24 protein-coding genes and 2 tRNA genes are annotated in these 26,460 nt (G+C 56.4%); 11 read left to right on the top strand and 15 right to left on the bottom strand.

Features of this window, described 5'->3' with window-relative positions:
• The first annotated feature begins 1 nt into the window (after nucleotide 1).
• From mtlD to ACOTZP_RS19375, 3 genes are read left to right on the top strand one after another with little or no spacing between them, the layout of a single operon-like run.
• Complete coding sequence (gene mtlD, locus ACOTZP_RS19385) at nucleotides 2-1,150, top strand: mannitol-1-phosphate 5-dehydrogenase (RefSeq protein ID WP_421633767.1); 1,149 nt, start codon at nucleotides 2-4, stop codon at nucleotides 1,148-1,150.
• The gene (gene mtlR, locus ACOTZP_RS19380; RefSeq protein WP_023307172.1) at nucleotides 1,147-1,737 is read left to right on the top strand and encodes a mannitol operon repressor MtlR; all 591 of its coding nucleotides are present in this window, start codon (nucleotides 1,147-1,149) and stop codon (nucleotides 1,735-1,737) included. Before mtlD ends, mtlR begins: the two co-directional genes overlap by 4 nt.
• A 58-nt stretch (nucleotides 1,738-1,795) precedes the next feature.
• Nucleotides 1,796-2,158 carry a YibL family ribosome-associated protein gene (locus ACOTZP_RS19375; protein WP_022649764.1) on the top strand — a complete coding sequence of 121 codons (363 nt, stop codon included), beginning with the start codon at nucleotides 1,796-1,798 and terminating at the stop codon, nucleotides 2,156-2,158.
• Between the two features lie 31 nt (nucleotides 2,159-2,189).
• On the opposite strand, the gene ACOTZP_RS19370 is transcribed toward ACOTZP_RS19375, so the two are convergent.
• Genes ACOTZP_RS19370 through ACOTZP_RS19355 form a run of 4 tightly spaced genes read right to left on the bottom strand, consistent with a single transcriptional unit; the run spans nucleotide 2,190 to nucleotide 7,065 of the window.
• Nucleotides 2,190-3,284 carry a fimbrial protein gene (locus ACOTZP_RS19370; protein WP_023307173.1) on the bottom strand — a complete coding sequence of 365 codons (1,095 nt, stop codon included), beginning with the start codon at nucleotides 3,282-3,284 and terminating at the stop codon, nucleotides 2,190-2,192.
• 9 nt (nucleotides 3,285-3,293) lie between these two features.
• The gene (locus ACOTZP_RS19365) at nucleotides 3,294-5,822 is read right to left on the bottom strand and encodes a fimbria/pilus outer membrane usher protein (protein WP_225648659.1); all 2,529 of its coding nucleotides are present in this window, start codon (nucleotides 5,820-5,822) and stop codon (nucleotides 3,294-3,296) included.
• Nucleotides 5,779-6,453 (bottom strand): fimbrial biogenesis chaperone, encoded by a 675-nt coding sequence (locus tag ACOTZP_RS19360; RefSeq protein ID WP_022649767.1) that lies wholly within the window; start codon nucleotides 6,451-6,453, stop codon nucleotides 5,779-5,781. Before ACOTZP_RS19360 ends, ACOTZP_RS19365 begins: the two co-directional genes overlap by 44 nt.
• Nucleotides 6,454-6,483: 30 nt before the next feature.
• The gene (locus tag ACOTZP_RS19355; RefSeq protein WP_271074889.1) at nucleotides 6,484-7,065 is read right to left on the bottom strand and encodes a fimbrial protein; all 582 of its coding nucleotides are present in this window, start codon (nucleotides 7,063-7,065) and stop codon (nucleotides 6,484-6,486) included.
• A gap of 1,099 nt (nucleotides 7,066-8,164) precedes the next feature.
• Here ACOTZP_RS19355 and lldP point away from each other — a divergent pair.
• From lldP to trmL, 5 genes are all read left to right on the top strand, one after another.
• A complete protein-coding gene (gene lldP, locus ACOTZP_RS19350; RefSeq protein ID WP_003860175.1) occupies nucleotides 8,165-9,820 on the top strand; it encodes an L-lactate permease in 1,656 nt (551 codons plus the stop codon).
• Complete coding sequence (lldR, locus tag ACOTZP_RS19345; RefSeq protein WP_023298877.1) at nucleotides 9,817-10,590, top strand: transcriptional regulator LldR; 774 nt, start codon at nucleotides 9,817-9,819, stop codon at nucleotides 10,588-10,590. The genes lldP and lldR overlap by 4 nt, the downstream gene beginning before the upstream one ends.
• Nucleotides 10,587-11,774, top strand: a complete 1,188-nt coding sequence (gene lldD, locus ACOTZP_RS19340; RefSeq protein ID WP_022649770.1) for an FMN-dependent L-lactate dehydrogenase LldD — start codon at nucleotides 10,587-10,589, stop codon at nucleotides 11,772-11,774. Before lldR ends, lldD begins: the two co-directional genes overlap by 4 nt.
• A gap of 179 nt (nucleotides 11,775-11,953) precedes the next feature.
• Entirely contained in the window at nucleotides 11,954-13,294 is a 1,341-nt protein-coding gene (locus ACOTZP_RS19335) for an MFS transporter (RefSeq protein WP_063163869.1), read from the top strand.
• Between the two features lie 46 nt (nucleotides 13,295-13,340).
• Nucleotides 13,341-13,814 carry a tRNA (uridine(34)/cytosine(34)/5-carboxymethylaminomethyluridine(34)-2'-O)-methyltransferase TrmL gene (gene trmL, locus ACOTZP_RS19330; RefSeq protein ID WP_022649772.1) on the top strand — a complete coding sequence of 158 codons (474 nt, stop codon included), beginning with the start codon at nucleotides 13,341-13,343 and terminating at the stop codon, nucleotides 13,812-13,814.
• A gap of 36 nt (nucleotides 13,815-13,850) precedes the next feature.
• Here trmL and ilvC read toward each other — a convergent pair whose 3' ends face one another.
• Nucleotides 13,851-15,326 (bottom strand): ketol-acid reductoisomerase, encoded by a 1,476-nt coding sequence (gene ilvC / locus ACOTZP_RS19325; protein WP_022649773.1) that lies wholly within the window; start codon nucleotides 15,324-15,326, stop codon nucleotides 13,851-13,853.
• A gap of 152 nt (nucleotides 15,327-15,478) precedes the next feature.
• Between ilvC and ilvY the strand changes: the two genes are divergently transcribed.
• Nucleotides 15,479-16,369: an HTH-type transcriptional activator IlvY gene (gene ilvY / locus ACOTZP_RS19320; protein ID WP_271074887.1), complete on the top strand. Its 891-nt coding sequence runs from the start codon at nucleotides 15,479-15,481 to the stop codon at nucleotides 16,367-16,369.
• A 45-nt stretch (nucleotides 16,370-16,414) separates the two neighbouring features.
• Here the strand turns inward: ilvY and ilvA are convergent, their stop codons facing one another.
• From ilvA to ilvL, 7 genes are all read right to left on the bottom strand, one after another.
• On the bottom strand, nucleotides 16,415-17,959 hold the full coding sequence (gene ilvA, locus ACOTZP_RS19315) for a threonine ammonia-lyase, biosynthetic (protein ID WP_120773521.1): 1,545 nt from the start codon (nucleotides 17,957-17,959) through the stop codon (nucleotides 16,415-16,417).
• 2 nt (nucleotides 17,960-17,961) lie between these two features.
• Nucleotides 17,962-19,812 carry a dihydroxy-acid dehydratase gene (gene ilvD, locus ACOTZP_RS19310; RefSeq protein WP_022649775.1) on the bottom strand — a complete coding sequence of 617 codons (1,851 nt, stop codon included), beginning with the start codon at nucleotides 19,810-19,812 and terminating at the stop codon, nucleotides 17,962-17,964.
• A gap of 60 nt (nucleotides 19,813-19,872) precedes the next feature.
• Nucleotides 19,873-20,802: a branched-chain-amino-acid transaminase gene (gene ilvE / locus ACOTZP_RS19305; RefSeq protein ID WP_003860182.1), complete on the bottom strand. Its 930-nt coding sequence runs from the start codon at nucleotides 20,800-20,802 to the stop codon at nucleotides 19,873-19,875.
• A gap of 18 nt (nucleotides 20,803-20,820) precedes the next feature.
• The gene (gene ilvM / locus ACOTZP_RS19300; RefSeq protein WP_063147041.1) at nucleotides 20,821-21,084 is read right to left on the bottom strand and encodes an acetolactate synthase 2 small subunit; all 264 of its coding nucleotides are present in this window, start codon (nucleotides 21,082-21,084) and stop codon (nucleotides 20,821-20,823) included.
• Nucleotides 21,081-22,727, bottom strand: coding sequence for an acetolactate synthase 2 catalytic subunit (gene ilvG / locus ACOTZP_RS19295; protein WP_271074886.1), 1,647 nt, complete (start codon nucleotides 22,725-22,727; stop codon nucleotides 21,081-21,083). The genes ilvM and ilvG overlap by 4 nt, the downstream gene beginning before the upstream one ends.
• A 2-nt stretch (nucleotides 22,728-22,729) precedes the next feature.
• Nucleotides 22,730-22,780, bottom strand: coding sequence for a peptide IlvX (gene ilvX, locus ACOTZP_RS19290; protein WP_193941730.1), 51 nt, complete (start codon nucleotides 22,778-22,780; stop codon nucleotides 22,730-22,732).
• Nucleotides 22,781-22,866: 86 nt separating this feature from the next.
• A complete protein-coding gene (ilvL, locus tag ACOTZP_RS19285) occupies nucleotides 22,867-22,965 on the bottom strand; it encodes an ilv operon leader peptide (protein ID WP_001311244.1) in 99 nt (32 codons plus the stop codon).
• 340 nt (nucleotides 22,966-23,305) lie between these two features.
• Between ilvL and ACOTZP_RS19280 the strand changes: the two genes are divergently transcribed.
• The gene (locus tag ACOTZP_RS19280) at nucleotides 23,306-24,826 is read left to right on the top strand and encodes a YifB family Mg chelatase-like AAA ATPase (RefSeq protein ID WP_032626968.1); all 1,521 of its coding nucleotides are present in this window, start codon (nucleotides 23,306-23,308) and stop codon (nucleotides 24,824-24,826) included.
• Nucleotides 24,827-24,853: 27 nt separating this feature from the next.
• Here the strand turns inward: ACOTZP_RS19280 and ACOTZP_RS19275 are convergent, their stop codons facing one another.
• Nucleotides 24,854-25,192 (bottom strand): DUF413 domain-containing protein, encoded by a 339-nt coding sequence (locus ACOTZP_RS19275; RefSeq protein WP_006808641.1) that lies wholly within the window; start codon nucleotides 25,190-25,192, stop codon nucleotides 24,854-24,856.
• Nucleotides 25,193-25,310: 118 nt separating this feature from the next.
• On the opposite strand from ACOTZP_RS19275, the gene hdfR reads away from it, so the two are divergent.
• Complete coding sequence (gene hdfR, locus ACOTZP_RS19270; RefSeq protein ID WP_271074885.1) at nucleotides 25,311-26,132, top strand: HTH-type transcriptional regulator HdfR; 822 nt, start codon at nucleotides 25,311-25,313, stop codon at nucleotides 26,130-26,132.
• Between the two features lie 100 nt (nucleotides 26,133-26,232).
• Here hdfR and ACOTZP_RS19265 read toward each other — a convergent pair.
• Nucleotides 26,233-26,308 (bottom strand) — tRNA-Trp (locus ACOTZP_RS19265).
• A gap of 53 nt (nucleotides 26,309-26,361) precedes the next feature.
• Nucleotides 26,362-26,438: transfer RNA gene (locus tag ACOTZP_RS19260), tRNA-Asp, on the bottom strand.
• Nucleotides 26,439-26,460 lie beyond the last annotated feature (22 nt).

The raw sequence follows: 26,460 nt of genomic DNA, 5'->3' as shown, positions 1-26,460 counted from the left end.
TATGAAAGCATTACATTTTGGCGCAGGTAATATCGGACGTGGCTTTATCGGTAAACTGCTGGCAGACGCAGGCATTACCCTGACATTCGCCGATGTGAATCAGGTGGTTCTGGATGCCCTGAATGCCCGTCATAGCTATCAGGTTCACGTGGTGGGTGAAAACGAACAGGTTGAAACGGTCTCTGGCGTCAACGCGGTAAGCAGCATTGGCGACGACGTGATTGACCTCATCGCAAGCGTTGATCTGGTCACCACAGCCGTGGGTCCGGTGGTGCTTGAGCGTATCGCCCCGGCGGTCGCGAAAGGCCTGGCGAAGCGTAAAGCACAAGGCGTTGAAACGCCGCTGAACATCATCGCCTGTGAAAACATGGTGCGCGGCACCACGCAGCTGAAAGGCCACGTTCTGGCCTCTGTGGCTGATGAAGATAAAGCCTGGGTTGAAGCGCACGTTGGTTTTGTGGATTCCGCCGTTGACCGCATCGTTCCGCCATCAGAATCCGCCACCAACGACCCGCTGGAAGTGACGGTGGAAACCTTCAGCGAGTGGATCGTTGATAAAACTCAGTTTAAAGGCGCGCTGCCGTCCATTCCGGGAATGGAATTAACCGATAATCTGATGGCATTTGTCGAACGTAAACTCTTCACGCTGAACACCGGGCATGCTATAACCGCGTACCTCGGGAAATTGGCCGGTCATCAGACGATTCGTGACGCGATCCTCGATGAGAACATCCGTGCGGTGGTCAAAGGGGCAATGGAAGAGAGCGGCGCGGTGCTGATCAAACGCTACGGTTTTGATGCTGATAAACACGCAGCATACATCCAGAAAATCCTCGGTCGTTTTGAAAACCCGTATCTGAAAGATGACGTTGAGCGCGTGGGTCGTCAACCGCTGCGTAAACTGAGCGCGGGTGACCGCCTGATTAAACCGCTGCTGGGCACGCTGGAATACGGTCTGCCGCACGCTAACCTGGTGAAAGGGATTGCTGCCGCAATGCATTACCGCAGCGAGCAGGACCCGCAGGCGATTGAGCTGGCTCAGCTGATTGATGACAAAGGCGCACAGGCTGCGCTGGCGCAGATTTCCGGTCTGGATGCCAACAGTGACGTGGTTGCGGAGGCGGTCAGCGCATACAACGCAACCAAATGATGCAGAGTCCGGCGCAGGTTAGCCTGCGCCCGAATAACAGATTGTCAGATATGCAGGCAATAATGGAACAAACCCAGGCCTTTGAAAATCGTGTGCTTGAGCGTCTGAATGCTGGCAAAACCGTACGAAGTTTCCTGATCGCCGCCGTCGAGCTGTTAACCGAGGCGGTGAACATTCTGGTGCTTCAGGTGTTTCGCAAAGACGACTACGCGGTAAAGTATGCTGTAGAACCGTTACTGGACGGAGACGGACCGCTGGGCGATTTATCGGTACGGCTGAAGCTGATCTACGGTCTTGGCGTGCTCAACCGTCAGGAGTATGAAGACGCCGAGCTGTTAATGGCGCTGCGCGAAGAGCTCAATCATGACGGCAATGAGTACACCTTCACCGATGATGAGATACTCGGGCCCTTCGGCGAACTGCACTGCGTATCCGCGCTCCCTCCCGCACCTCAGTTTGATGACAGCGACCCTGAGCTGTACATGATGCAAAAGCTGCGTTATCAACAAGTTGTCCGCTCCACCATGGTACTTTCCCTGACTGAGCTGATTTCTAAAATCAGCTTAAAAAAAGCGTTTCAGAAGTAAGCCCGCACACATTGGTGTATCCTTCCCTGTAAATTCCCCGTTTTCAGAGTTATTTGTCATGAAAGAAGTCGAAAAGAACGAAATTAAACGCCTGAGCGACCGTCTGGATCTGATCCGCCATCAGATGGCTGGCCTCTCCCTTGTTGATTCCGCCGAGAAATATGCCGAGCTGGAAAAAGAGTCCGTGAAGCTGGAGGCGGAAATTGAGCGCCTGCGCGATGTGAAAGGCCAGAAGCTGAGTAAAGAGGCGCAGAAGCTGATGAACATGCCGCATCGCCGCGCGATCACCAAAAAAGAGCAGGCCGACATGGGCAAGCTGAAGAAAAGCGTCCGTGGCCTGGTGGTGGTGCACCCGATGACTGAGCTTGGCCGCGAAATGGGCCTGAAAGAGATGACGGGTTTTAGTAAGACCGCGTTCTGATCGCTCTCCCCTGCCGCTGCGCAGGGGAAACTCAGTTGTAAATCAGGTTAAACGTGGCCATCGCATCTGCTTTTCCCGCCGTTACGTTCTCTTCCGTCTGAATGTAATGCGCATCAAACCAGAAGGTCTGCGTCTGGTTATCCCCCACCTGGCCAAGCGCTGACACCTGAGGGGTGTTCCACGATACCACCTGCCCCTGAACCGAACCGGTATTGTCACCGTAAAGCAGTTCGATCCCGACACCGCTGGCGCTATCCTCCTGCTTCGTCAACGCCAGCGCCCGATCGTTGCCCGGCGTGGTATCGCCAAAGAAACCCATCTTAACCGCCGTGTTATTTTCACAGGTCACCGGAATGCTGAAGCGTCCGCCTCCGGCGCGGGAGCCGATGCCGTGAAATTCACGCTGGCTCACGCTCCCCATGGGAACAAGAATGCTGCGAGAGCCCACTGAGCAGCTGGTACGCCTGACGGTGAAGCTGGCGAGATGGATCTGTACCGGTGTCGCCACGTTGGTGGCGCTGGCTTGATTTTCTCCCGCCTGCAATATCAGCGAGCCGACATTTTGCTCCTGGGAATTGGCGTTATCGTCAGGCATGGCGCTGGTCGTCGGGATTTTGTAAAACACCACCCAGAACTGCATTTTGTACGTTGAGGCGCTGGCAAAGGCGGGGTTTTGCGATGCGTCGCAAATGCGCCGGGACTCATTGCCATTCACCTGACTTGTGCCGTCAATATAGCGTATCGCATCGGCGCCGCAGTACTGCTGCTCGCGAAACCCGAGCGCGTAGCCGATGCCGTCAATCTGGGTTTTGTAGACGTGCCGCGACGCACCGTCTTCACCCACCACGGTGCCGACGGGGTTATCCACGTCGACAAAGCCGATACTACGCCAGGCATCATTCCCGCCATCACAGCTGTAGAAATCTGCCCCGGTAGACTGTATCGGCGCAGATATCGGCGTCCAGTCAGCCGTGCCGGGCGCATACCCAATGGCATAAGGCACCTGAACGACCCACTGATCGCGCGTGGTGCGGCAAGGTGAAGTCTGAGCATGGGCATGAAAACTCAGCATGCCAAAAAGCGAAAGAAGGCTCAGATAGAAAAACCAGTGAATAAAACGACGCATGATATTCCTCTAATGGCACTCAACGGACAGCGTGGCGATACCGGGGGCCATATGAGCTTTCCCCAGTCTGAAAGGTGTCTGGCATTGCTGCTGCTCCCCGTTTTCATACCAGGTGACGCGCAGGGTGCCGCGCTCTGGTACCCCGCTCAGGTAGGCCTGACCGCCGTCAGCGACCATGCTTCGGTTTGCAGAATGGCGGTTCTGCTCCACCACTTCAGCCTGCGCGCCAAACGGCAACGGTTCGCCGTGGTAGCGCAGGGAAAACAGAACGCGATAACCAATGTGGGTTGTGTAATTGGCCAGCACCACCGCGCCGCTGGTGGGAATGAGCGTCAGACCGCTTTGCTCAATGTCGACGTTCTCACCCAGCGTCGCCGTATCAAGGCTGACGGTATTTTTGCGATACGCCGAGAGCGTTGGCATGACCGCATAGCCGCGGCTGTCGGTATGGATCCCGTTGTAGCCCTCCGGCTCAACGTTCGCCGCGCCGGGCACGCGCAGCAGGGCGACGGTATCGCCCAGCGGCTGGCTAAGCGTGACGCCATACTGCGTGGCGATAACGCCTCCGGCGAGTCCAAGACTCGCGTTGCTACCGTTTCGGCTGTGGTCATAACCGAGGCTGACGTTGCCGTAGCCACCGTTGTATTGCAGCGCCAGGCTGGTGCTGTCGGCCTCTCCCTCACTGGTCTTACTCTGCTGAACGCTGTAATTCAGGTTGCGGTTCGCCAGCGCGCTGCCGTTGAGTGACACCTGCTGCGTGGTCATCCCACGATTGTTGTGGTTGGCGTAGTAACTGACCGAACTGCCCGGCAGCCAGTTGCCAAGCGGAACATTGACGTTAAACGATACGGTGCGATCGGGATGCTGCTCAAGCGCTGAGTCGGTGTAGTCATACCCCGCGCCCCAGGAAATACCCCGCCAGCTGGTGTACCAGCCAATGTGGATGGTTTTATCCTGCCCGGACGTATGCCAGTAATCCTGCATCCATGCCGAGACGCTGAGGCTGCCGAACTGACCCAGCGTCTGTGAAAAAGTGACCTGCGAGCGGCTACGGCGATTATTGAGTTGCAGCTGTTGGCTGTCAGACTGATTCAGTTCACTAAATTCGTAGTAATTGCGCGAGGCATAGCGATAGCTCGCCAGGTTGAAGGCGGTGCCGGTAGCGCTGAAATCTTTCTGGTACTGAATGCGCCACGCCTGTCCCATCGCGCTTTTGCCGTCGGGTAAACGGCTTTTTGCCAGCGTATCGTCAATACCCAGCGAGCCAAATGCGCCAAACCCTCTGCCTACGCCAATTGCACCGGCCTGATAGTTGCTCGCCGTACGAAAGCCGCCATACACCGTCATCCTGGAGAGCAGACCGTAGAAGAAAGCGCCTTCAACAAATTCGGGCGAACGCGCATCACCGGAGCCGGAGTGAAATCGTCCTGCATTGAGACTGTATTTCAGGCTGCCCTGGCGTCGCATAAACGGCACCGCAGAATAGGGCTGGGTAAAGACGCGCGTTGAGCCGTCACTTTCCGTGACCGTAACCTGTAGATCGCCACTTTGTGCGCCCGGGAACAGATCGTTAATGATAAATGGCCCGGCGGCCACCCAGGTTTCATAGATCACATAGCCATTTTGCGAAACGGAGACTTTAGCGAAGCTGTGTGCGACGCCGCGGATGGTTGGTGCGAAGCCGCGCTGGCTGTCTGGCAACATGCTTTCGCTTGATGAGAGCTGTACCCCGCGAAACGCCACGCTATCGAAGACGTCGCCTGCGGTCCAGGCATCACCGATCCGTAGCTGGCTGTTAAGACGGCGAATATCCCGGGTCAGCCAGCTACTTTGCGACTGAAAATGGTCGCCGCCCGCGTCGCTGTAGCTCCAGGCCGAGGTGTTACGCAGCCGCCACGCCCCCAGATTGATGCCGTTACGCAGGCTCAGATAGCTGGATGTCGTGACCCCGCTCTGATGACGGGCCTGACCGCCCGACAGACTGTAATCAGTAAATGCCGCCGGGATACCATCGTCCCACTGCGACTGCGGCACATAGCCACGGCTGCGGTGTTTCATTGCCGCCTGCGGCAGGCTGAGAAAGAGACGCTGCTGGTTGAAATCATAAGAAGTTCGCGCTGCCGGAATAAAATCCTCGAGGTGCGTGAACGTTTCTCCCTCCTGCAACCGGGAGAATGCAGGAATGGCCCCTACATTTACGCCAAGCGCTTCCAGCAGCGATACGCTAAAAACGGGTTGCAGGCTGCCTTTCTCATTGACGAAGGTGATCTCCTGATGCCGCTCCTCGCGTCCGTTAATCTCCAGCGTCACGAGCCAGGTGCCTGGCATCTGCCCGCCCTTTTCAGAGAAATAGTGCAGATCCGCCGTTTTCTGTTCAGTAGAGGAAAGCTCCAGCGCGGCGGGATCAAAGTAATCCTCGGCCATCCCCGTGCGGCTGAAGCTAAGCAGCAACACCGAAAGCGGCGCGTAACGAAACAGGCGAAAACGCATGGTCTTAAAGAGGCTGGGTGTGGGTGGCGGTGATGGCACCAAAATCATTAATAGCCGACCAGCTTACGCCCCCGGAGGCGGACACAGGCCATTCCCGGGTTTCCCCTGGACCGATCATGCCCGGCTGCTCAATTTTATGCCCGCCAACGGTCAGCCGATAAAAAGAGACGTAGTATGGCGTCGGGTTAGCGGCCTTAAGCCCTTTTCCCGTTCGCGAAAACGTTATTTTCTGCCAGGCCGTGGCGGCGTCCCCTTTCAGGTTGTCCGGGCGGTAGAAGATTTTAAATTTCGATTTGACGTTTACCTGTAATTCGTTGCTGCTCTCTTTTGGCTTTGGCGCTATCGCTTTAATATCGAGCCAGAATACAGATTCACGATCTGTGGGCAGCGGAGCGCCGGTATATTGAATACGCAGCGTGTTGGTCTGCTCCGGATCAAGTCTGAACAGAGGTGGTGTGACAATAAATGGCGCAGCGTTATTTTTATCCGGCCCATCGCCTTCAACCCACGACTGAATAAGATAGGGAACCGCACTTTCCATATTAGAAACAGAAAATGCCACCTCCTTGCTGTTTTGCGGGTATACGATCCGTGTTCCCCCCATTACAACGCCAGCGGAAACTGACGCAGAACTAACCATTAATGCAGTGAGCATAATATACGATAAACGTTTCATCATTATTATCTCTGGAGGTGGCTGACAGTGAAATCAGTTATAAACCATCAGGAAGTTGGATACGGCGTTAACATCGCCGGCGTTGATTTCCGTGCCATCTTTGTCAAGTGCGGCATAGAAAGTTAATTCAGCATTGCCTTCATCATCCGGTGCGGTTGTTTCAGATACCGTACCCGGTTTAATCGCCGTGCTGCGATCGCTGTTATAAAGCTTCACGCCGACACCCGTCGCCATACCTTCACCTGGCGTAACCTGAAGCAGTGTGTCATTCACCGTATCTTTGGTTCCGTCAAACAGTACCGCAACCGATTCAACCGTCTCCGGGCAGTTTTCCACGTTGATTTTGAACTCGCGCGGCGTCGTTTCGTTGTGATCGTCAAAGTAGCTTTTTGCCCACGCCCCAAGGTCTACCGTTTTGTTTTTAGAGGTCGGAGTAATATCACAGGAAATAAGGGTAATCTTCCCGGTAAAATTGATCACCCCGCCCGTACTTTGCGAACCCGCACCGGTATCCAGAGAAGCATTAACGCCAGAATCACTGCTTGCCAGTACTGATTGAGAAGATAACAGCAGCCCCGCCGCGGCAATCGCCAGCGCCACATTTTTGATTTTCATTTGGAACACTTTCCTCTCTGTAAATTAAACAGATATAGACTTGTTGTACCAGGTACAATAACCGCTATAAGGATTTAAAAACGCCACCGAAAGGTTTTTAGCAGAATGGGTGACGCGACCTTATAGAATAAAGCAGGGTCCATCCCATGGTGATAATCCGTATATTTTCAGAAGGCCATACACAGATATCCTTCAACTGAGGAATGACTTCTGGCCGAAAATAACACTGAATACGTTGTGGTTAGTAATAAATTTAAAATCTTCTGTTACGTTGCTTCTGAATAAATAGTAAATCAAATGCCTTTTAACGTCTACGCATTGAAAAGCAATATGCCGCGTCTGTAAACACTCAGAAATTAACACTCAGCTAACAAATTTAACCCCTTTCGATTGCCCTAATAATTATTAATCTGCTTTTAATACCGCAACTAAATTACTAGAGAGTTAACTGATCATTGTTTGATCAATTTATTTCAGAATATTATTAGCCAAAAAATGTCTGTTCAGCGCAAAATTCTTACCCTTTATCCTGAAAAACCGCAATTGAACAGGATATTTCCTTATCGATCATCAATTGATCGTTTGTAATACACTGTTAAAATCTATATGTGAAATTTACCTTAATTAAAATTTTTTGCTACAGCTTAGATTTCGCATTTTTAACCAAAAAAAATTTTTATTTATAGGAAATATATCACTCTGCTCACACATATACAGCTTCTCAAAAACACAAATAAAACAAACAAACCTCATTAAATTCACGAAACATTATCACCTCTCCTTTTTATATAACCTCTTTTACGCGCCGTATCTGCTTAAAAGGCGAATGTAAGGCTCTCCACCTGACCACCGCTCCCAACGCACACGGTGATTTGATTTTGCGGGTTTGGTCCTACCAATCACGCACAAAGCTATCCATCGTTCACAATTTCGATGCTCCACTTCACAAAACAATTGCTGAATAGCAACACTTGGTTAACCATTTGTTGTCATTAACCCTACATCACAATATTGGAAGGACCACTTTTACACTAAGTGTGACGCAGAGATGAGCAGAGACTCACCCGACGAACACCTGTGTGGTCCTCAGGAGACCTGCATGAGCCTCTGGCAACAAAACTACGATCCGGCCGGAAATATCTGGCTGTCGAGCCTGATCGCATCGCTACCGATCCTGTTTTTCTTCTTTGCGCTGATTAAGCTCAAGCTGAAGGGCTACCTCGCCGCGACGTATACCGTTGCCATCGCCCTGCTTGTGGCGCTGTTTTTCTACAAAATGCCGGTCGATCGCGCGCTGGCCTCCGTCGTCTATGGCTTCTTCTACGGCCTGTGGCCGATTGCGTGGATCATCATCGCCGCCGTCTTTGTCTACAAAATCTCGGTCAAAACCGGGCAGTTCGACATTATTCGCTCGTCGATTCTCTCCATCACGCCGGACCAGCGTTTGCAGATGCTGATCGTCGGCTTCTCCTTCGGAGCATTTCTGGAAGGGGCGGCAGGATTCGGCGCACCGGTGGCCATCACCGCCGCCCTGCTGGTCGGTCTGGGCTTTAACCCGCTGTATGCCGCTGGCCTGTGCCTGATTGTGAATACCGCCCCGGTGGCGTTTGGCGCGATGGGCATTCCTATTCTGGTGGCGGGCCAGGTGACCGGGCTGGACAGCTTCGAGATCGGCCAGATGGTGGGCCGCCAGCTGCCGTTCCTGACCATTATCGTGCTGTTCTGGATCATGGCGATTATGGACGGCTGGCGCGGCGTGAAGGAGACCTGGCCTGCGGTGATGGTAGCGGGCGGTTCGTTCGCCATTGCCCAGTATCTCAGCTCCAACTTCCTCGGCCCGGAACTGCCGGACATCATCTCTTCCCTGGTGTCGCTGGTCTGTCTGACGCTGTTCCTGAAACGCTGGCAGCCGGTACGTATCTTCCGCTTTGCTGACATGGGCGCATCACACGTGGATCAGACGCTGGCGCGCACCGGCTATACCGCCGGACAGATTGTGCGCGCGTGGTCACCGTTCCTGTTCCTGACCGCCACCGTGACGCTGTGGAGCATTCCGCCGTTTAAAGCCCTGTTCGCCCCGGGCGGCGCGCTGTACGACATGGTGATTAATATCTCCGTGCCGTTCCTCGACAAAATGGTCGCCCGTATGCCGCCGGTGGTACACGACGCCACGCCGTATGCGGCAGTGTTTAAGTTCGACTGGTTCTCAGCCACCGGCACGGCCATCCTGTTTGCCGCTATCCTTTCCGTAGTGTGGCTGCGCATGAAGCCTGCCGCCGCGGTGCAGACCTTTGCGGCGACGATTAAAGAGCTGATGCTGCCGATTTACTCCATCGGCATGGTGCTGGCGTTCGCGTTTATTTCGAACTACTCCGGCCTGTCGTCGACGCTGGCGTTAGCGCTGGCGCATACCGGCCACGCGTTTACCTTCTTCTCGCCGTTCCTCGGCTGGCTGGGGGTGTTCCTGACCGGTTCAGATACGTCATCTAACGCCCTGTTTGCCGCCCTACAGGCCACAGCCGCGCAGCAGATTGGCGTCTCGGACGTGCTGCTGGTCGCCGCGAACACCACCGGCGGCGTGACCGGGAAGATGATCTCACCGCAGTCCATCGCCATTGCCTGTGCCGCGGTGGGGCTGGTAGGCAAAGAGTCGGATCTGTTCCGCTTTACCGTTAAACACAGCCTGATATTTACCTGCATGGTGGGCGTGATCACCACATTGCAGGCCTATGTCTTAACCTGGATGATTCCATGATAGTGATGCCCAGACGCCTGTCCGACGAGATTGCCACTCGCGTACGGGCGCTGATAGAAGAACAACAGCTGGAAGCGGGCATGAGATTGCCCGCCGAGCGTCAGCTTGCCGCCCAGCTTGGCGTGTCGCGCAATTCACTGCGCGAGGCGCTGGCGACGCTGGTCAGCGAAGGGGTGCTGCTGAGCCGTCGAGGCGGCGGCACCTTCGTGCGCTGGCAGCATGACGACTGGTCCGAACAAAACATCGTGCAGCCGCTTAAGACGCTGATGGAAAACGACCCGGACTACAGCTTTGACATCCTCGAAGCGCGTCACGCCATCGAAACCAGCACCGCGTGGCATGCGGCGATGCGGGCAACCGAGGCCGACAAAGAGAAGCTCAAAGCCTGCTTTGAGGCCACGCAAAGCAGCGACCCGGACATCGCCTCCCAGGCGGACGTGCGTTTTCACCTCGCGATTGCCGAGGCCTCGCACAACGTGGTTCTGCTGCAAACCATGCGCGGGTTCTTCGACCTGCTGCAATCCTCCGTGAAGCAGAGCCGCCAGCGCATGTATCTGGTGCCGCCGGTATTTGCCCAACTGACCGAACAGCACGAGGCGGTGCTCAACGCCATTCTGGCCGGTGATGCCGAGGCCGCGCGCAAGGCGATGATGGCGCATCTCGGCTTCGTGCATACCACCATTAAACGATTCGATGAAGATCAGGCCCGACAGGCGCGTATTACCCGTCTGCCTGGCGAGAGTGATATTTCCAGGGAGAACAAAGCATGATTATTTCCGCAGCCAGTGACTATCGCGCCGCGGCACAGCGCATTTTGCCGCCATTCCTGTTCCACTACATTGACGGCGGGGCGTACGCCGAATATACCCTGCGCCGCAACGTGGAGGACCTGTCGGAAGTGGCCCTGCGCCAGCGCGTGCTGAAGAATATGTCTGACCTGAGCCTTGAGACGAAGCTGTTTAACGAGACGCTCTCCATGCCGGTGGCGCTTGCGCCCGTCGGCTTATGCGGCATGTATGCCCGCCGGGGCGAAGTGCAGGCCGCCGCCGCAGCAGATGCCAAAGGCATTCCGTTTACCCTTTCCACCGTGTCCGTCTGCCCGATTGAAGAGGTCGCCCCGACCATCAAGCGCCCGATGTGGTTCCAGCTGTACGTCCTGCGCGATCGCGGTTTTATGCGTAACGCCCTTGAGCGCGCCAAAGCGGCGGGCTGCTCTACGCTGGTCTTTACCGTCGATATGCCGACGCCCGGCGCACGCTACCGTGATGCGCACTCCGGCATGAGCGGTCCGAACGCCGCGATGCGCCGCTACTGGCAGGCGGTGACGCACCCGCAGTGGGCGTGGGATGTCGGCGTGAATGGCCGTCCGCACGATCTGGGCAATATTTCGGCCTACCTGGGTAAACCGACCGGGCTGGAAGATTACATCGGCTGGCTGGCGAACAACTTCGATCCATCCATCTCCTGGAAAGACCTGGAGTGGATCCGCGAATTCTGGGACGGCCCGATGGTGATCAAAGGGATCCTCGATCCGGAAGATGCGCGCGACGCGGTGCGTTTTGGTGCCGATGGGATCGTGGTCTCTAACCATGGTGGCCGCCAGCTTGACGGGGTGCTCTCCTCCGCCCGCGCCCTGCCAGCCATTGCCGATGCGGTGAAAGGCGATATTGCGATTCTGGCCGACAGCGGCATCCGTAACGGGCTGGACGTGGTACGCATGATTGCCCTGGGCGCAGACAGTGTGCTGCTGGGCCGTGCTTACCTGTACGCGCTGGCCACCAGCGGCCAGGCGGGCGTGGCGAATCTGCTGAACCTGATCGAGAAAGAGATGAAGGTGGCGATGACCCTTACCGGTGCGAAAACAATCGGTGAAATCAGCAAAGACTCTCTGGTGCAGGAGCTCAGTAAGCTGCCTGCGGCGCTGGCCCCCCTTTCTCAGGGAAACGCGGCCTGATATCCCCCGGTTAGCCTCCCCTTCTTCCGCGCCCGGCTTTACCCTCGGGCGCTTTTTTTGTTGAAAATAACACTTGCGTAACATTCTGGATAAGAAAATTTGACACAACCCGCCCTCCGCAATTGTATAGACAAGCAAATACAAGAACACAAAAACAACATCACATCGGAGGGGAACGTATGACGTATTCAGGTCGGGTGGATATTCAGCAGGTGATCGATGAGAGTCCTTTTTCAGGGTTTCACTGGCTTCTTATTGTGCTGGGCTTTCTGGTGCTGGCGATCGATGGTTTCGATACCGCAGCGATGGGTTACATTGCGCCTACGCTGTCGGCGGAGTGGGGAATACATAAACAGGATCTGGGGCCGGTGTTGAGTGCGGCGCTACTGGGGCTGTCGCTGGGAGCTCTTATTGCAGGTCCGGTATCGGACCGTATGGGACGCAAGCGCGTACTGGTCTTTTCATGCCTGTTCTTCGGCCTGGCGAGCCTGGGCACGGCCTGGGCGCAAAGTCTGAATACCCTGACGCTGTGGCGATTTCTGACCGGTCTCGGGCTGGGCGCCGCGATGCCTAACGCCATCACGCTGATCTCAGAGTTTGCCCCCCAGCGCTGCCGCGCCATGGCAATTAACACGATGTACTGCGGCTTTCCGCTGGGTGCGGCGGGCGGCGGGGCTATCTCGTCCTGGCTTATCCCTCACCATGGCTGGCGAAGCGTACTGCTGACCGGCGCGATTGCGCCGCTGATTTTAACGGTGCTGCTGGCGCTGCTGTTGCCGGAGTCGGTGAAGTTTCTGGTGCAGCGCGGGAAAGACGTCGCGCAGGTTCGCCGCATCGCCAGCCAGTTCGCCCGCAGCACGCTGGATAGCGTCACGGGCTTTTTCCTGGCGGAGGAGAAGGTCGCGTCGAAAAAAGGCAGCGTGTCGCAGCTGTTTTCCATGCCCTGGCTGCCCGGCACCCTGATGCTGTGGGTCACCTACTTTATGGGACTGGTGATTTATTACGTCCTGCTGAGCTGGATGCCAACGCTGATGCAGGGGATGGGGTATGCGCTGGCGGAATCCGCCTGGCTCACCTCGCTGTTCACCTTCGGCGGCACCGCTGGCATTCTGCTCGCGGGCTGGATGATGGACCGCTGGGAAGCGCACAAGGTGGTCGCGTGTGGTTTCGTGCTGACGATGGGCCTGATTCTTTTACTCGGCATTGAGCATAATCATATCGCCCTGTTTGGCGGGTTAATCTTCCTGATGGGGATCGCGATGAATGGCGCGCAGTCGGGGATGCAGACCCTGGCCGCCACCTTTTACCCTACCGAGTGCCGTGCGACGGGTATCGCCTGGATGCAGGGGATCGGCCGCTTCGGCGGCGTGGCGGGCACCATGACCAGCGCCCAGCTTCTTTCCATGCAGTGGCAGGCGGACAGTATTTTGATGATCCTCAGCGTGCCTGCTCTCGTGGCCGCGGCGGCAACCGTCTACAAAATGCTGTATAGCCGCTCGCAGGAGCCGGGCGTCGCCTAGTCCCTCTCTTTTCTGCTATTCTGCCCCCCGCAATTAAGGGGGCAGCATGCTTAACATCGTCTTATTCGAACCAGAAATCCCACCCAATACCGGCAATATCATCCGCCTGTGCGCCAACACCGGTTTTCGTCTGCACATCATTGAGCCGATGGGCTTTACGTGGGACGACAAACGTCTGCGCCGCGCGGGGCTGGACTACCATGAGTTTACTGCCGTCGTTCGTCATCACGATTACGCCGCGTTTCTGGACGCAGAGAAGCCGCAGCGCATGTTCGCCCTGACCACCAAAGGCACGCCAGCGCACAGTGCCGTAAGCTATCAGGACGGGGATTATCTGATGTTTGGTCCGGAAACCCGCGGCCTGCCGGCCACCATTCTGGATGCCTTGCCCGCTGAGCAAAAAATTCGTATTCCGATGATGCCGGACAGCCGCAGCATGAACCTGTCGAATGCGGTGTCGGTGGTGGTGTATGAGGCGTGGCGCCAGCTGGGTTATCCCGGCGCGATACTGCGTAGCTAAAACAGTTCGGGTGGCTTGCGCCACCCGATTGTCTTTTTAGTCTGCTACTGCGATACGTTTCATATCGGTCATGTAGCCACGCAGTTTCTGGCCCACTTTCTCGATTTCGTGGCTGCGAATCGCTTCGTTTACGTCACGCAGCTGCGCGTTATCAACCGCACCTTCCGCAATCGCTTTACCCAGATCGCCTGCTTGCAGGGTAGTCATGAACTCTTTCAGCAGCGGTACGCAGGCGTAAGAGAACAGATAGTTACCGTACTCGGCGGTATCGGAGATCACCACGTTCATCTCATACAGACGCTTACGGGCGATGGTGTTTGCGATCAGCGGCAGCTCGTGCAGCGATTCATAGTACGCAGATTCTTCAATGATGCCGGAATCCACCATGGTTTCGAACGCCAGCTCAACGCCCGCTTTCACCATCGCGATCATCAGTACGCCTTTATCGAAGTACTCCTGCTCGCTGATTTTACCCTCGAACTGTGGTGCCGTTTCGAACGCGGTTTTACCGGTCTCTTCGCGCCAGGTCAGCAGTTTCTTATCGTCATTCGCCCAGTCCGCCATCATGCCGGAAGAGAACTCGCCGGAGATGATGTCGTCCATGTGTTTCTGGAACAGCGGTGCCATGATGGTTTTCAGCTGTTCAGAGAGTGCGAACGCGCGCAGTTTTGCCGGATTGGACAGACGGTCCATCATCAGCGTAATACCGCCCTGCTTCAGCGCTTCGGTGATGGTTTCCCAGCCGAACTGAATCAGTTTTTCCGCGTATGCCGGGTCGGTGCCCTCTTCCACCAGCTTGTCGAAGCACAGCAGGGAGCCAGCCTGGAGCATGCCGCACAGAATGGTCTGCTCGCCCATCAGGTCAGATTTCACTTCCGCAACGAAGGAAGATTCCAGTACGCCCGCACGATGGCCGCCGGTGGCCGCTGCCCAGGCTTTGGCAATCGCCATGCCTTCGCCTTTCGGATCGTTTTCCGGGTGAACGGCGATCAGCGTCGGTACGCCGAAACCACGTTTGTACTCTTCGCGCACTTCGGTGCCCGGGCACTTCGGTGCCACCATCACTACGGTGATGTCTTTACGGATCTGCTCGCCCACTTCAACGATGTTGAAGCCGTGGGAGTAACCCAGCGCAGCGCCGTCTTTCATCAGCGGCTGTACGGAACGCACAACGTCTGAGTGTTGCTTGTCTGGCGTCAGGTTAACCACCAGGTCCGCCTGCGGGATCAGCTCTTCGTAGGTACCTACTTTGAAGCCGTTTTCGGTCGCTTTACGCCAGGAAGCGCGCTTTTCAGCAATCGCTTCTTTGCGCAGGGCGTAGGAGATATCCAGCCCGGAGTCACGCATGTTCAGGCCCTGGTTCAGACCCTGTGCGCCACAGCCAACAATGACCACTTTTTTACCCTGAAGGTAGCTCGCGCCATCGGCAAATTCATCGCGCGCCATGAAGCGGCATTTGCCCAGCTGCGCCAGCTGCTGGCGCAAGTTCAGTGTATTAAAGTAGTTAGCCATGGGTGATACCTCGTGATGTTGTGTGTCTTATTGTTCGGTTCGCGTTTCAGCGAGAATGTACCCACATTACAACAGGAAATTTATTGCGGAAATTGATATATTCACAACGTCACATTGCAATTTATGCAATGTAAAAAGAGGGAGTGGAATCGGTGGATTTACGCGATCTGAAAATGTTCCTGCATCTGGCGGAAAGCCGTCACTTTGGCCGCAGCGCCCGGGCGATGCACGTCAGCCCTTCCACGCTGTCGCGCCAGATCCAGCGCCTTGAGGAAGACCTCGGCCAGCCGCTGTTCGTGCGCGATAACCGCACCGTCACCCTCACGGAAGCCGGTGAAGAGCTGTGCATCTTTGCCCAGCAAACCTTGTTGCAGTACCAGCAGCTGCGGCACACCATCGACCAGCAGGGGCCGTCGCTTTCCGGCGAGCTGCATATTTTCTGCTCCGTGACCGCCGCCTACAGCCATCTTCCCCCCATTCTCGACCGCTTCCGCGCGGAACATCCGTCGGTTGAAATTAAGCTCACCACCGGCGATGCCGCCGACGCGATGGAAAAAGTGGTCACGGGCGAAGCGGATCTCGCGATTGCCGGGAAGCCGGAAACCCTGCCGGGCGCGGTAGCGTTCTCAATGCTGGAGAATCTGGCGGTAGTACTGATTGCCCCGGCGCTGCCCTGCCCGGTGCGCAACCAGGTCTCGGTGGAGAAACCGGACTGGTCGACGGTGCCGTTTATCATGGCCGATCAGGGGCCGGTGCGCCGCCGCATTGAGCTGTGGTTCCGCCGCCAGAAAATCAGCAACCCGTCGATTTACGCCACGGTCGGCGGCCATGAGGCGATGGTGTCGATGGTGGCGCTCGGCTGCGGCGTGGCGCTGCTGCCAGAAGTGGTGCTGGAAAACAGCCCGGAGCCAGTGCGCAATCGCGTGATGATTTTAGAACGCAGCGACGAAAAAACGCCGTTCGAGCTTGGCGTGTGCGCACAAAAAAAGCGGCTGCATGAGCCGCTTATTGATGCGTTCTGGAAGATATTGCCGAACCACTAAAGCCGGGTGGCGCTGCGCTTACCCGGCCTACACGCAGCTCAACCCTTAGCCCGCGAGGAAGAAGCGGAACGCCGGGTTGTGGGTTTCGTCATGGCACTCATAGCCCAGCTCGTTCAGGCGCGTTTCGAAATCCGGCTCGTGCTCGCCCAGCTCGAACGCCGCCAGCACGCGGCCGTAGTCGGTGCCGTGGCTGCGGTAGTGGAACAGAGAAATGTTCCAGTGGGTGCCCAGCGTGTGCAGGAACTTGAGCAGCGCGCCCGGCGATTCCGGGAACTCGAAGCTGAACAGGCGTTCCTTGAGCGGCTTGGATGGACGGCCGCCGACCATGTAACGCACGTGCAGCTTCGCCATTTCGTCGTCGGAGAGATCGACCACGCTGTAGCCGCCGTCATGCAGCAGGCTGAGGATCTCTTTGCGCTCCTCCACGCCACGGCTCAGACGCACGCCGACAAAAATGCACGCATCTTTGGCATCGGCAAAGCGGTAGTTGAACTCCGTTACCGAACGGCCGCCCAGCAGCTGGCAAAACTTCAGGAAGCTGCCCTTCTCTTCCGGAATGGTCACCGCCAGCAGGGCTTCACGCTGCTCGCCCAGCTCACAGCGTTCGGACACGTAGCGCAGGCCGTGGAAGTTCACATTGGCGCCGGAAAGCACGTGCGCCAGACGCTCGCCGCGAATGTTGTGCTGGGCGATGTATTTCTTCATCCCCGCCAGCGCCAGCGCACCGGACGGCTCCGCCACCGCACGCACATCCTCGAAGAGATCTTTCATCGCCGCGCAAATAGCGTCGCTGTCGACGGTGACGATATCGTCGAGATACTCCTGGCACAGACGGAACGTTTCATCGCCAATGCGCTTCACCGCCACGCCCTCGGCGAACAGCCCGACGCGCGGCAGATCCACCGGATGTCCGGCGTCCAGCGCCGCCTTCAGGCAAGCGGAGTCTTCCGCTTCAACCGCAATCACTTTGATCTGCGGCATTAGCTGTTTGATCAGCACCGCCACACCAGCGGCTAAGCCACCGCCGCCCACCGGAACGAAAACGCGGTCGAGATGGGCATCCTGCTGCAACAGTTCCAGCGCCAGCGTACCCTGCCCGGCAATCACCATCGGGTGATCGAACGGCGGGACCCAGGTGAAGCCCTGCTGCTGCGCCAGCTCAATCGCTTTGGCTTTCGCTTCGTCAAAATTCGCGCCGTGGAGCAGCACTTCCCCGCCAAAACCGCGCACCGCGTCGACTTTGATATCCGCCGTGGCAACCGGCATCACGATCAGCGCTTTCAGCCCTAAACGGGCCGCGGAGAACGCCACGCCCTGCGCGTGGTTGCCCGCCGACGCGGTAATGACGCCGCGCGCTTTCTCCTCATCCGTCAGCCCGGCCATCATCGCGTAGGCGCCGCGCAGCTTGAAGCTGTGCACCGGCTGCCTGTCTTCGCGCTTCACCAGAATGACGTTGTCGAGGCGCGAGGAGAGTTTGTCCATTTTTTGCAGGGGCGTGACCTGCACGGCTTCATAGACCGGCGCGCGCAGCACCGCTCTCAGGTATTCCGCCCCCTCGGGGGCGGCGGATAAGGGTTGTGACTCGGCCATCATTAGCCCCCAAGTTTAGATTTATCGCGCACCGCGCCTTTATCTGCACTGGTGGCAAGACTCGCGTAAGCGCGCAGGGCGAAGGAGACTTCGCGCTGGCGGTCTTTCGGCGTCCAGGCTTTGTCGCCGCGGGCTTCCTGCGCTTCACGACGGGCCGCAATCTCCTGGTCACTCAGCTTCAGCTGAATGCCGCGGTTCGGAATGTCGATTTCGATCAGGTCGCCATCTTCGATGATCGCGATATTGCCGCCGCTTGCCGCTTCCGGGGAGACGTGGCCAATGGAGAGGCCTGACGTGCCGCCAGAGAAACGACCGTCGGTGATCAGCGCGCAGGCTTTGCCGAGGCCCATCGATTTCAGGAAGGTAGTCGGGTAGAGCATCTCCTGCATGCCCGGACCGCCTTTCGGCCCTTCGTAGCGAATGACCACCACGTCGCCTTCCACCACTTTGCCACCGAGGATAGCGTCTACCGCCTCGTCCTGACTTTCATACACTTTTGCCGGACCGGTGAATTTGAGAATGCTGTCGTCCACGCCTGCGGTTTTCACGATGCAGCCGTTTTCCGCAAAGTTACCGTACAGCACGGCCAGACCGCCGTCTTTGCTGTAGGCATGTTCCAGCGAGCGGATGCAGCCTTCGGCGCGATCGTCATCCAGCGTGTCCCAGCGGCAATCCTGCGAGAACGCCTGCGTGGTGCGAATACCTGCCGGACCGGCGCGGAACATCTTTTTCACCGCGTCGTCTTTGGTCAGCATCACGTCGTACTGGTCCAGCGACTCCGGCAGCGTCAGGCCGAGCACATTTTTCACGTTGCGGTTCAGCAGCCCTGCGCGATCCAGCTCGCCGAGGATACCGATGACACCACCAGCACGATGCACGTCTTCCATATGGTACTTCTGGGTACTCGGCGCGACTTTACACAGCTGCGGCACTTTGCGGGAGAGCTTGTCGATGTCGCTCATGGTGAAGTCGATTTCGGCTTCCTGCGCGGCGGCCAGCAGGTGCAGAACGGTGTTGGTGGAACCGCCCATGGCGATATCCAGCGTCATGGCGTTTTCGAACGCCGCTTTACTGGCGATGTTGCGCGGCAGCGCGCTGGCGTCGTCCTGCTCGTAGTAGCGTTTGGTCAGCTCAACGATGCGCTTGCCCGCGTTAAGGAACAGCTGCTTACGGTCGGCGTGGGTCGCCAGCAGCGAGCCGTTACCCGGCTGAGAAAGGCCCAGCGCTTCGGTCAGGCAGTTCATGGAGTTGGCGGTGAACATCCCGGAACAGGAGCCGCAGGTCGGACACGCGGAGCGTTCCACCTGGTCGCTCTGCTCGTCAGAGACTTTCGGGTCCGCGCCCTGGATCATGGCATCGACCAGGTCGAGCTTGATGATTTTGTCGGAAAGCTTGGTTTTACCCGCTTCCATCGGGCCGCCGGAAACGAAGATCACCGGAATGTTCAGGCGCAGGGAGGCCATCAGCATCCCCGGGGTGATTTTGTCGCAGTTGGAGATACAGACCATCGCATCGGCGCAGTGGGCGTTAACCATGTACTCCACCGAGTCGGCGATCAGCTCGCGCGACGGTAGTGAATAGAGCATCCCCCCGTGGCCCATTGCGATACCGTCATCCACCGCAATGGTGTTGAACTCTTTCGCCACGCCGCCGGAGGCTTCGATTTGCTCGGCAACCAGCTTACCGAGATCGCGCAGGTGCACGTGGCCCGGCACAAACTGGGTGAAGGAGTTCACCACGGCGATAATTGGCTTGCCGAAATCGGCGTCGGTCATTCCGGTGGCGCGCCACAGTGCGCGGGCACCCGCCATATTACGGCCGTGGGTGGTGGTGGCTGAACGATACTTAGGCATGCTTTATTTACTCCCGTCTGACTATTAAATGGGACGGTGCGTGCCGTCCCAAATTTATATTTAGTGATTAACCTGATCCAACCAGCCGTATTTGTCTTCTGTTTCGCCGGTGAACAGGCCGAAGAAGGCTTGCTGAATGCGTTTGGTGACCGGACCACAGCGGCCTTCGCCCACCTGAATGCCGTCGACGCTACGCACCGGTGTAATTTCAGCCGCGGTACCGGACATGAACACTTCGTCAGCCAGGTACAGGGATTCGCGGGACAGCACCTGCTCGCGTACTTCGATACCCAGATCTTTTGCCAGCTTGATGATGGCGTCGCGGGTGATGCCCGGCAGCGCGGACGAGGTAAACGGCGGGGTGAACAGAATGCCGTCTTTCACTTCAAACAGGTTTTCGCCCGCACCTTCGGAGATGTAGCCATTTACATCGAGCGCGATACCTTCCTGGTAACCGTGACGGCGCGCTTCGCTGCCAACCAGCAGTGAGGAGAGGTAGTTACCGCCCGCTTTAGCCGCGGTCGGGATAGTGTTTGGTGCCACGCGGTTCCAGGAAGAAACCATTGCGTCGATCCCCTGATCCAGTGCTTCCGCGCCCAGGTAGGCGCCCCACGGGAACGCAGCAATGATCACATCGGTGTTATAGCCAGCGGGCGGATTGACACCCATGCCGACATCACCCACGAAGACCAGCGGACGAATATAGGCACTGGTCAGTTTGTTCTGGCGGATCACCTCGCGGCAGGCTTCCATCAGCTCATCAACGCTTTGGGAGACCGGGAAACGATAAATTTTGGCTGAGTCATGCAGACGCTGCATGTGTTCGCGATGGCGGAACACCACTGGTCCTTTGTGAGAATCGTAGCAACGGATGCCTTCAAACACGGAGGTGCCGTAGTGCAGCGCGTGGGACATCACGTGAACTTTCGCGTCTTCCCAGCGAACCATCTCACCATTGAACCAAATGTAATCAGCTTTTTTTGTCGTCATTTTTTCGTCCTGTCACGCTTAAGCGCGGATTTGTTGTGATGTGGTTGTGCTCTGGCAGATGGCAACATGGGCAACGTCTACCAGTTTTGATAACTGACTAAACAGTAAGTCGACCGGCCGCGGGCTGGCAACGGTTAATTCGATACTGATATTTTGTGCATCCGTGGCCGTTTCCATATTCATAGAGCAAACCTGAAAACCACGGTGACGGACCACACGCAATACGCGTTCTAACGTTTCCGGGTTGAAGCGAGCCTGCACGGCAACCTGATGTTGCATCATGATAATTTCTCCAGCATTTGTGAGTTACTGGCACCGGGCGGTACCAACGGCCAGACGTTCTCAAGCTCGTCGATTGAGACATGAAGCAGGTATGGCCCTTCGCTTGACAGCATGGTGTCGAGTGCCGCTTCAACCTGGTCTTTACGGGTGATGTGCTGGCCAGGAATGCCGAAGGCGCTGGCCAGGGTGAGGAAATCGGGGTTGTCGGTCAGGGTCGTTTCGCTGTAACGCTCCTGGAAGAACAGCTGCTGCCACTGGCGAACCATTCCCAAACGCTGGTTATCGAGCAAAACGATTTTCAGCGGTAACTGCTTACGCTTCACGGTGCCGAGCTCCTGGACGTTCATCATGAAGGAGCCGTCACCGGAGATACAGATAACGGTATCGTTCGGGCGGGCAACCTGTGCGCCCACGGCAGCGGGCAGGCCGAAGCCCATCGTGCCTAAGCCGCTCGAGGTGATGAAGTTCTCCGGGCGGGTGTAGGTCATGTGCTGGGCTGACCACATCTGATGCTGGCCGACATCCGTCGTCACCACGCTGTCTGCGGGTTTGCGGTCGGACAACTGTTTCAACAATAGCGGCGCATAGATGGCCTCGCCGGGGTGGTCGTAACGCCAGGCGTGTTCAGCGCGCATATCGGCGGTGTGCTGACGCCATGGGTTGATATCCAGCGGCTGCTCCAGCGAAGGTAACAGCGCGTTGAGATCGCCCTGCAACGCGACATGCGCCTGACGCAGTTTGTTCATCTCCGCCGGGTCGATGTCCATATGGATCACTTTGGCGTTCGGCGCAAAGGTGTTCAGCTTGCCGGTGACGCGGTCGTCAAAACGGGCGCCGACGGCGATGAGCAGGTCACACTCCTGCACCGCCAGGTTTGCCGCTTTGGTGCCGTGCATCCCTAACATGCCCAAATAGTATGGATAGTCCGCGTCGACCGCGCCCAATCCTTTCAGCGTGCAGGTGGCGGGCATTTGCGTTACTGCGATAAATTCGCGCAGGGCAGGAACAGCCTGCGCCATGCCCACGCCGCCGCCTACATACAGCATCGGCTGTTTCGCCTGCGCCAGCATCTGGCGAGCCTCTTCAACCTCCGTATGGGGAAACACGTTGTCGCTTTCAACGGTGGAGAAGTGCGGTTCCAGATCGCCGAGTGCAACCTGAATATCTTTCGGGATATCTACCAGAACCGGGCCAGGACGGCCAGAGCTGGCAACCTCGAACGCTTCGGCCATCACGCGCGGCAGCTCTTCGAGAGACTGAACGAGGAAGCTGTGTTTGGTGCAGGCAAGCGATAAACCGAGCACATCCACTTCCTGGAAAGCATCGGTGCCGATGAACGGAGAGGCCACCTGGCCGGTGATCGCCACCACGGGTACGGAATCGAGCAGCGCGTCAGCCAGGCCGGTGATCAGGTTCGTTGCGCCCGGACCGGAGGTGGCCATACAGACGCCGGTTTTACCGGTCGCACGGGCATAACCGATGGCGGCCATCGCTGCGCCCTGCTCGTGTCGGCACAAGAGGTGTTCCACGCCGCCGTCATACAGTGCATCGTAAATCGGCATAATTGCGCCACCCGGATAACCGAATACGGTTTCGACTCCCTGCGCGCGCAACGCATGTACTACCCATTGTGCCCCATTCATAGTTAGTTCCCCGTCATAAATCTGGAGAAACAGAATTTTGTGCTAGCCGTCATTCTCTGCTCCTCATTTAAGTTTTTTAGTCATAAAAAAACCCCCGGACCTTTCGGTGCGGGGGTCTTAGTTCGTTAAGGCTTGATTTCTAAGCCTTTCCTCGTCCAAGTGCAGCCCCGCACGGTGGGATAATAATCACCACCACGCTAATCACGACCAGGCTAATCACTCGTAGAAGGGCTGTCATTTTCAGTTCTTTTTGCATCTTGTTCGAAGGAATACCTAAAGAGTTACCACAGATATTTCATCTGACACAAGATTTTTTTATGACCCATTTCTGTAGCAGGCGAACTATTTCTTTCAAAATCGTTGTTTTATATAGGAAAAAAATAGAAATGAAGATTTTTCATTTTTTTGTCCTGTTTCATCAGGCAAGGCGCGCATGATTTCTTTTCTGCGAGGCCGATTCCACCGACATGTAATGATTACATTTAGGCGCTAAAAGGCTGGAACGAGCGCCGTAATTCAGTGAATTAGCGCTAAACAGGAAAAAATGATGCTGGCATAGTTACCGCCAAGGAGGGCTTATGTCACTGTCAGTTGTTTATACACGCGCGGCCATCGGCGTGAAGGCACCGCTTATTTCTGTAGAGGTTCATTTAAGTAATGGACTGCCCGGACTGACGCTGGTCGGCTTACCCGAAACGACCGTTAAGGAGGCCAGGGATCGCGTGCGCAGCGCAATTATTAATAGCGGTTATGCTTTTCCGGCGAAGAAGATCACCATCAACCTTGCGCCCGCCGATTTGCCAAAGGAGGGAGGGCGATATGATTTACCTATTGCTATAGCGCTTCTCGCGGCTTCTGAACAGCTCAATACGCCAGGGTTAAGCTCGTGCGAGTTCGTGGGTGAATTAGCGCTTACAGGCGCGTTAAGAGGCGTTCCCGGAGCAATCTCGGGTGCGCTTGAAGCCATACGCGCGGGAAGGCAAATCATTGTGGCCAATGAAAATGCCTCTGAAGTCAGCCTTATCGCCGAAAAGGGGTGTCTTGTCGCGGGACATTTGCAGGAGGTTTGCGCCTGGCTGGAAGGCCGACACGAGCTTGCCGAGCCGCAGGAGAATGAGGAGGTAGTGGCAGATTCACCCGATGACCTCAGCGATATTATGGGTCAGGAACAGGGTAAGCGGGCGTTAGAAATAACGGCCGCGGGTGGGCATAACCTGCTACTGATAGGTCCGCCAGGCACGGGGAAAACGATGCTGGCGAGCAGGTTGAGCGGCCTGCTGCCCCCCCTCAATAATCACGAAGCGCTGGAAAGCGCCGCGATATTTAGCCTGGTCAGTTCAATATCGCTGCATAAACAGTGGCGCCGCCGTCCTTTCCGCTCGCCACACCACAGTGCGTCTCTTACCGCGATGGTGGGCGGGGGCTCAATTCCCGGACCGGGTGAAATCTCACTGGCACACAACGGCATTCTGTTCCTGGATGAATTGCCAGAGTTTGAACGCCGCGTGCTGGATGCGTTGCGGGAGCCGATTGAATCCGGCGAAATCCATCTGTCTCGTACACGCGCCAAAATAAGCTACCCTGCGCAGTTTCAGCTGGTCGCCGCGATGAACCCTAGCCCAACGGGCCATTATCAGGGCAACCATAACCGCTGTACGCCGGAGCAGACGCTGCGCTATCTGAGTAAGCTGTCCGGCCCCTTCCTCGACCGTTTTGATTTATCTCTCGAGATCCCCCTGCCACCGCCCGGTCTGCTGAGGCAAACCGGTATCAAAGGCGAAAGCTCAGCAGCGGTGCGAGAACGGGTTATTGCGGCTCAGGCGCGGCAGTATGCTCGTCAGAACAGGCTGAATGCCCGGCTGGATAACAGCGGGATCCGACAGTTTTGCTCTCTCAACGCCGAAGATGCAGGCTGGCTGGAAGAGACACTGACGCGGTTTGGGCTATCCATTCGCGCGTGGCAGCGTTTGTTGAAAGTTGCGCGCACGGTCGCTGACGTGGAGGGCTGCCCCGGAATAGAGAGGCGACATTTGCAAGAGGCATTAAGCTACCGTGCGATCGATCGGCTGCTGTTGCATCTGCAAAAAATGCTGGCATAAAAAAAGGGGCCGTAGCCCCTTCTCTTCTTAATCGTCAGACTCGGTGTAGTCTTCTGCACCTTCCATCTGCGGCTTGCCGCCAGACAGCGTATGGAAACGCTTAGGACGCTTAATGCGAGCCATATACTTGATCCATACACGTTCTGCATCAGACTGCGGCTCACGCTCACCACGACAAACAGAGACAAACTGTTTTTCATCTTCGGTTGCCGGTTCGCGCTTACCCAGATCCAGCTCGTTAAAGGCATAACCATGGCGCTCAAGAAGCTGAGCTTCTTTGATAGTGAAATCGCCGTGACGAGAGAACCCGCGCGGATAATGTTTATTATCGAAAAAACGATTAGTCGTCGTAAAGCTTTCCGCCATCCTACACGCTCCTAATTCTTTGGCCGAGCTATTTATGGCGCGGAGTATTAGTTACGCTTGACAGAGTGTAAAACAAAACATTTAAATCATAACGACAAATAATTTTGTGGAGAAAGATGTGGATACGGAATTGCTAAAAACTTTCCTCGAAGTGAGCAGAACGCGACACTTTGGGCGAGCAGCTGAAGCCCTCTACCTGACGCAGTCAGCAGTCAGTTTTCGTATTCGACAGCTGGAAAATCAACTGGGTGTGAACCTTTTTACCCGCCATCGCAACAATATTCGTCTAACCCCGGCCGGTGAAAAGCTATTGCCTTATGCAGAAACCCTGATGAATACCTGGCAGGCAGCGCGAAAGGAGGTTGCGCACACCTCCCGGCATAATGAATTCTCGATCGGTGCCAGCGCTTCACTATGGGAATGCATGCTCAGCCAGTGGCTTATGCGGCTATATCGCACACACAATCATCTGCAATTTGAGGCGAGGATTGCGCAACGCCAGTCGCTGGTTAAGCAACTCCACGAGCGGCAGCTTGATCTGCTGATCACAACAGAAGCCCCCAAGATGGATGAATTTAGCAGCCAGATTGTTGGACAGTTTAGCTTGGCGCTCTATGCATCCGAGCCTGCAATGATGAAGGCCGACCTGAATTATTTACGCCTGGAATGGGGGCCTGATTTTCAGCAGCACGAGACGGGGTTAATTGCCAGCGATGATATCCCGCAACTCACGACAAGCTCTGCGGAGATCGCATGCCAGCATCTTCCCACACTGAAAGGCTGTACCTGGTTACCTGTTCGCTGGGCGGATAATAAACCCGCACTCCACGTTGTCACCGATTCAACAAAGCTCTCCAGGCCGCTGTATGCCATTTGGCTGCAAAACAGCGATAAGCAGTCGCAGATAAAAGATCTGTTAAAAACCAGCATACTGGATTAACGCAAAAGCCTGCGGAAACGCAGGCTGCTTATTCTTCAGGAAGGTGTTGAGCCGTTTTACAGGCAAAAAAAAATCCTTTGCCGAAGCAAAGGATTCTATATGGCAGGGGCGGAGAGACTCGAACTCGCGACACCCGGTTTTGGAGACCGGTGCTCTACCAACTGAGCTACGCCCCTAAATTTTTTTGCCATTAAGCCTGCCCTTTGGGCAGGCTTAATGTCTTAATAAGTGGCGGAACGGACGGGACTCGAACCCGCGACCCCCTGCGTGACAGGCAGGTATTCTAACCGACTGAACTACCGCTCCACCGAATACTTCTGTAACCACC

Origin of the sequence: Enterobacter cloacae complex sp. SYL001, from assembly GCF_049237025.1 — a bacterium.
In the GTDB taxonomy this organism is placed as follows: Bacteria; Pseudomonadota; Gammaproteobacteria; order Enterobacterales; family Enterobacteriaceae; genus Enterobacter; species Enterobacter intestinihominis.
The sequence above is the reverse complement of the archived record's forward strand: the minus strand, read 5'-3'. Positions and strand labels throughout refer to the sequence as shown.

Bases quoted from the DNA above. Each gene is read 5' to 3' on its own strand.
- ilvC (WP_022649773.1), bottom strand. From the start codon at position 15,326: ATGGCTAACTACTTTAATACACTGAACTTGCGCCAGCAGCTGGCGCAG.
- lldP (WP_003860175.1), top strand. From the start codon at position 8,165: ATGAGCCTCTGGCAACAAAACTACGATCCGGCCGGAAATATCTGGCTG.
- ilvA (WP_120773521.1), bottom strand. From the start codon at position 17,959: ATGGCCGAGTCACAACCCTTATCCGCCGCCCCCGAGGGGGCGGAATAC.
- ACOTZP_RS19280 (WP_032626968.1), top strand. From the start codon at position 23,306: ATGTCACTGTCAGTTGTTTATACACGCGCGGCCATCGGCGTGAAGGCA.
- ilvL (WP_001311244.1), bottom strand. From the start codon at position 22,965: ATGACAGCCCTTCTACGAGTGATTAGCCTGGTCGTGATTAGCGTGGTG.
- ilvM (WP_063147041.1), bottom strand. From the start codon at position 21,084: ATGATGCAACATCAGGTTGCCGTGCAGGCTCGCTTCAACCCGGAAACG.
- lldR (WP_023298877.1), top strand. From the start codon at position 9,817: ATGATAGTGATGCCCAGACGCCTGTCCGACGAGATTGCCACTCGCGTA.
- trmL (WP_022649772.1), top strand. From the start codon at position 13,341: ATGCTTAACATCGTCTTATTCGAACCAGAAATCCCACCCAATACCGGC.
- ACOTZP_RS19275 (WP_006808641.1), bottom strand. From the start codon at position 25,192: ATGGCGGAAAGCTTTACGACGACTAATCGTTTTTTCGATAATAAACAT.
- ACOTZP_RS19365 (WP_225648659.1), bottom strand. From the start codon at position 5,822: ATGATTTTGGTGCCATCACCGCCACCCACACCCAGCCTCTTTAAGACC.
- ACOTZP_RS19355 (WP_271074889.1), bottom strand. From the start codon at position 7,065: ATGAAAATCAAAAATGTGGCGCTGGCGATTGCCGCGGCGGGGCTGCTG.
- ACOTZP_RS19335 (WP_063163869.1), top strand. From the start codon at position 11,954: ATGACGTATTCAGGTCGGGTGGATATTCAGCAGGTGATCGATGAGAGT.
- mtlR (WP_023307172.1), top strand. From the start codon at position 1,147: ATGATGCAGAGTCCGGCGCAGGTTAGCCTGCGCCCGAATAACAGATTG.
- ilvG (WP_271074886.1), bottom strand. From the start codon at position 22,727: ATGAATGGGGCACAATGGGTAGTACATGCGTTGCGCGCGCAGGGAGTC.
- ACOTZP_RS19360 (WP_022649767.1), bottom strand. From the start codon at position 6,453: ATGATGAAACGTTTATCGTATATTATGCTCACTGCATTAATGGTTAGT.
- lldD (WP_022649770.1), top strand. From the start codon at position 10,587: ATGATTATTTCCGCAGCCAGTGACTATCGCGCCGCGGCACAGCGCATT.
- ACOTZP_RS19370 (WP_023307173.1), bottom strand. From the start codon at position 3,284: ATGCGTCGTTTTATTCACTGGTTTTTCTATCTGAGCCTTCTTTCGCTT.
- ACOTZP_RS19375 (WP_022649764.1), top strand. From the start codon at position 1,796: ATGAAAGAAGTCGAAAAGAACGAAATTAAACGCCTGAGCGACCGTCTG.
- ilvD (WP_022649775.1), bottom strand. From the start codon at position 19,812: ATGCCTAAGTATCGTTCAGCCACCACCACCCACGGCCGTAATATGGCG.
- ilvE (WP_003860182.1), bottom strand. From the start codon at position 20,802: ATGACGACAAAAAAAGCTGATTACATTTGGTTCAATGGTGAGATGGTT.
- mtlD (WP_421633767.1), top strand. From the start codon at position 2: ATGAAAGCATTACATTTTGGCGCAGGTAATATCGGACGTGGCTTTATC.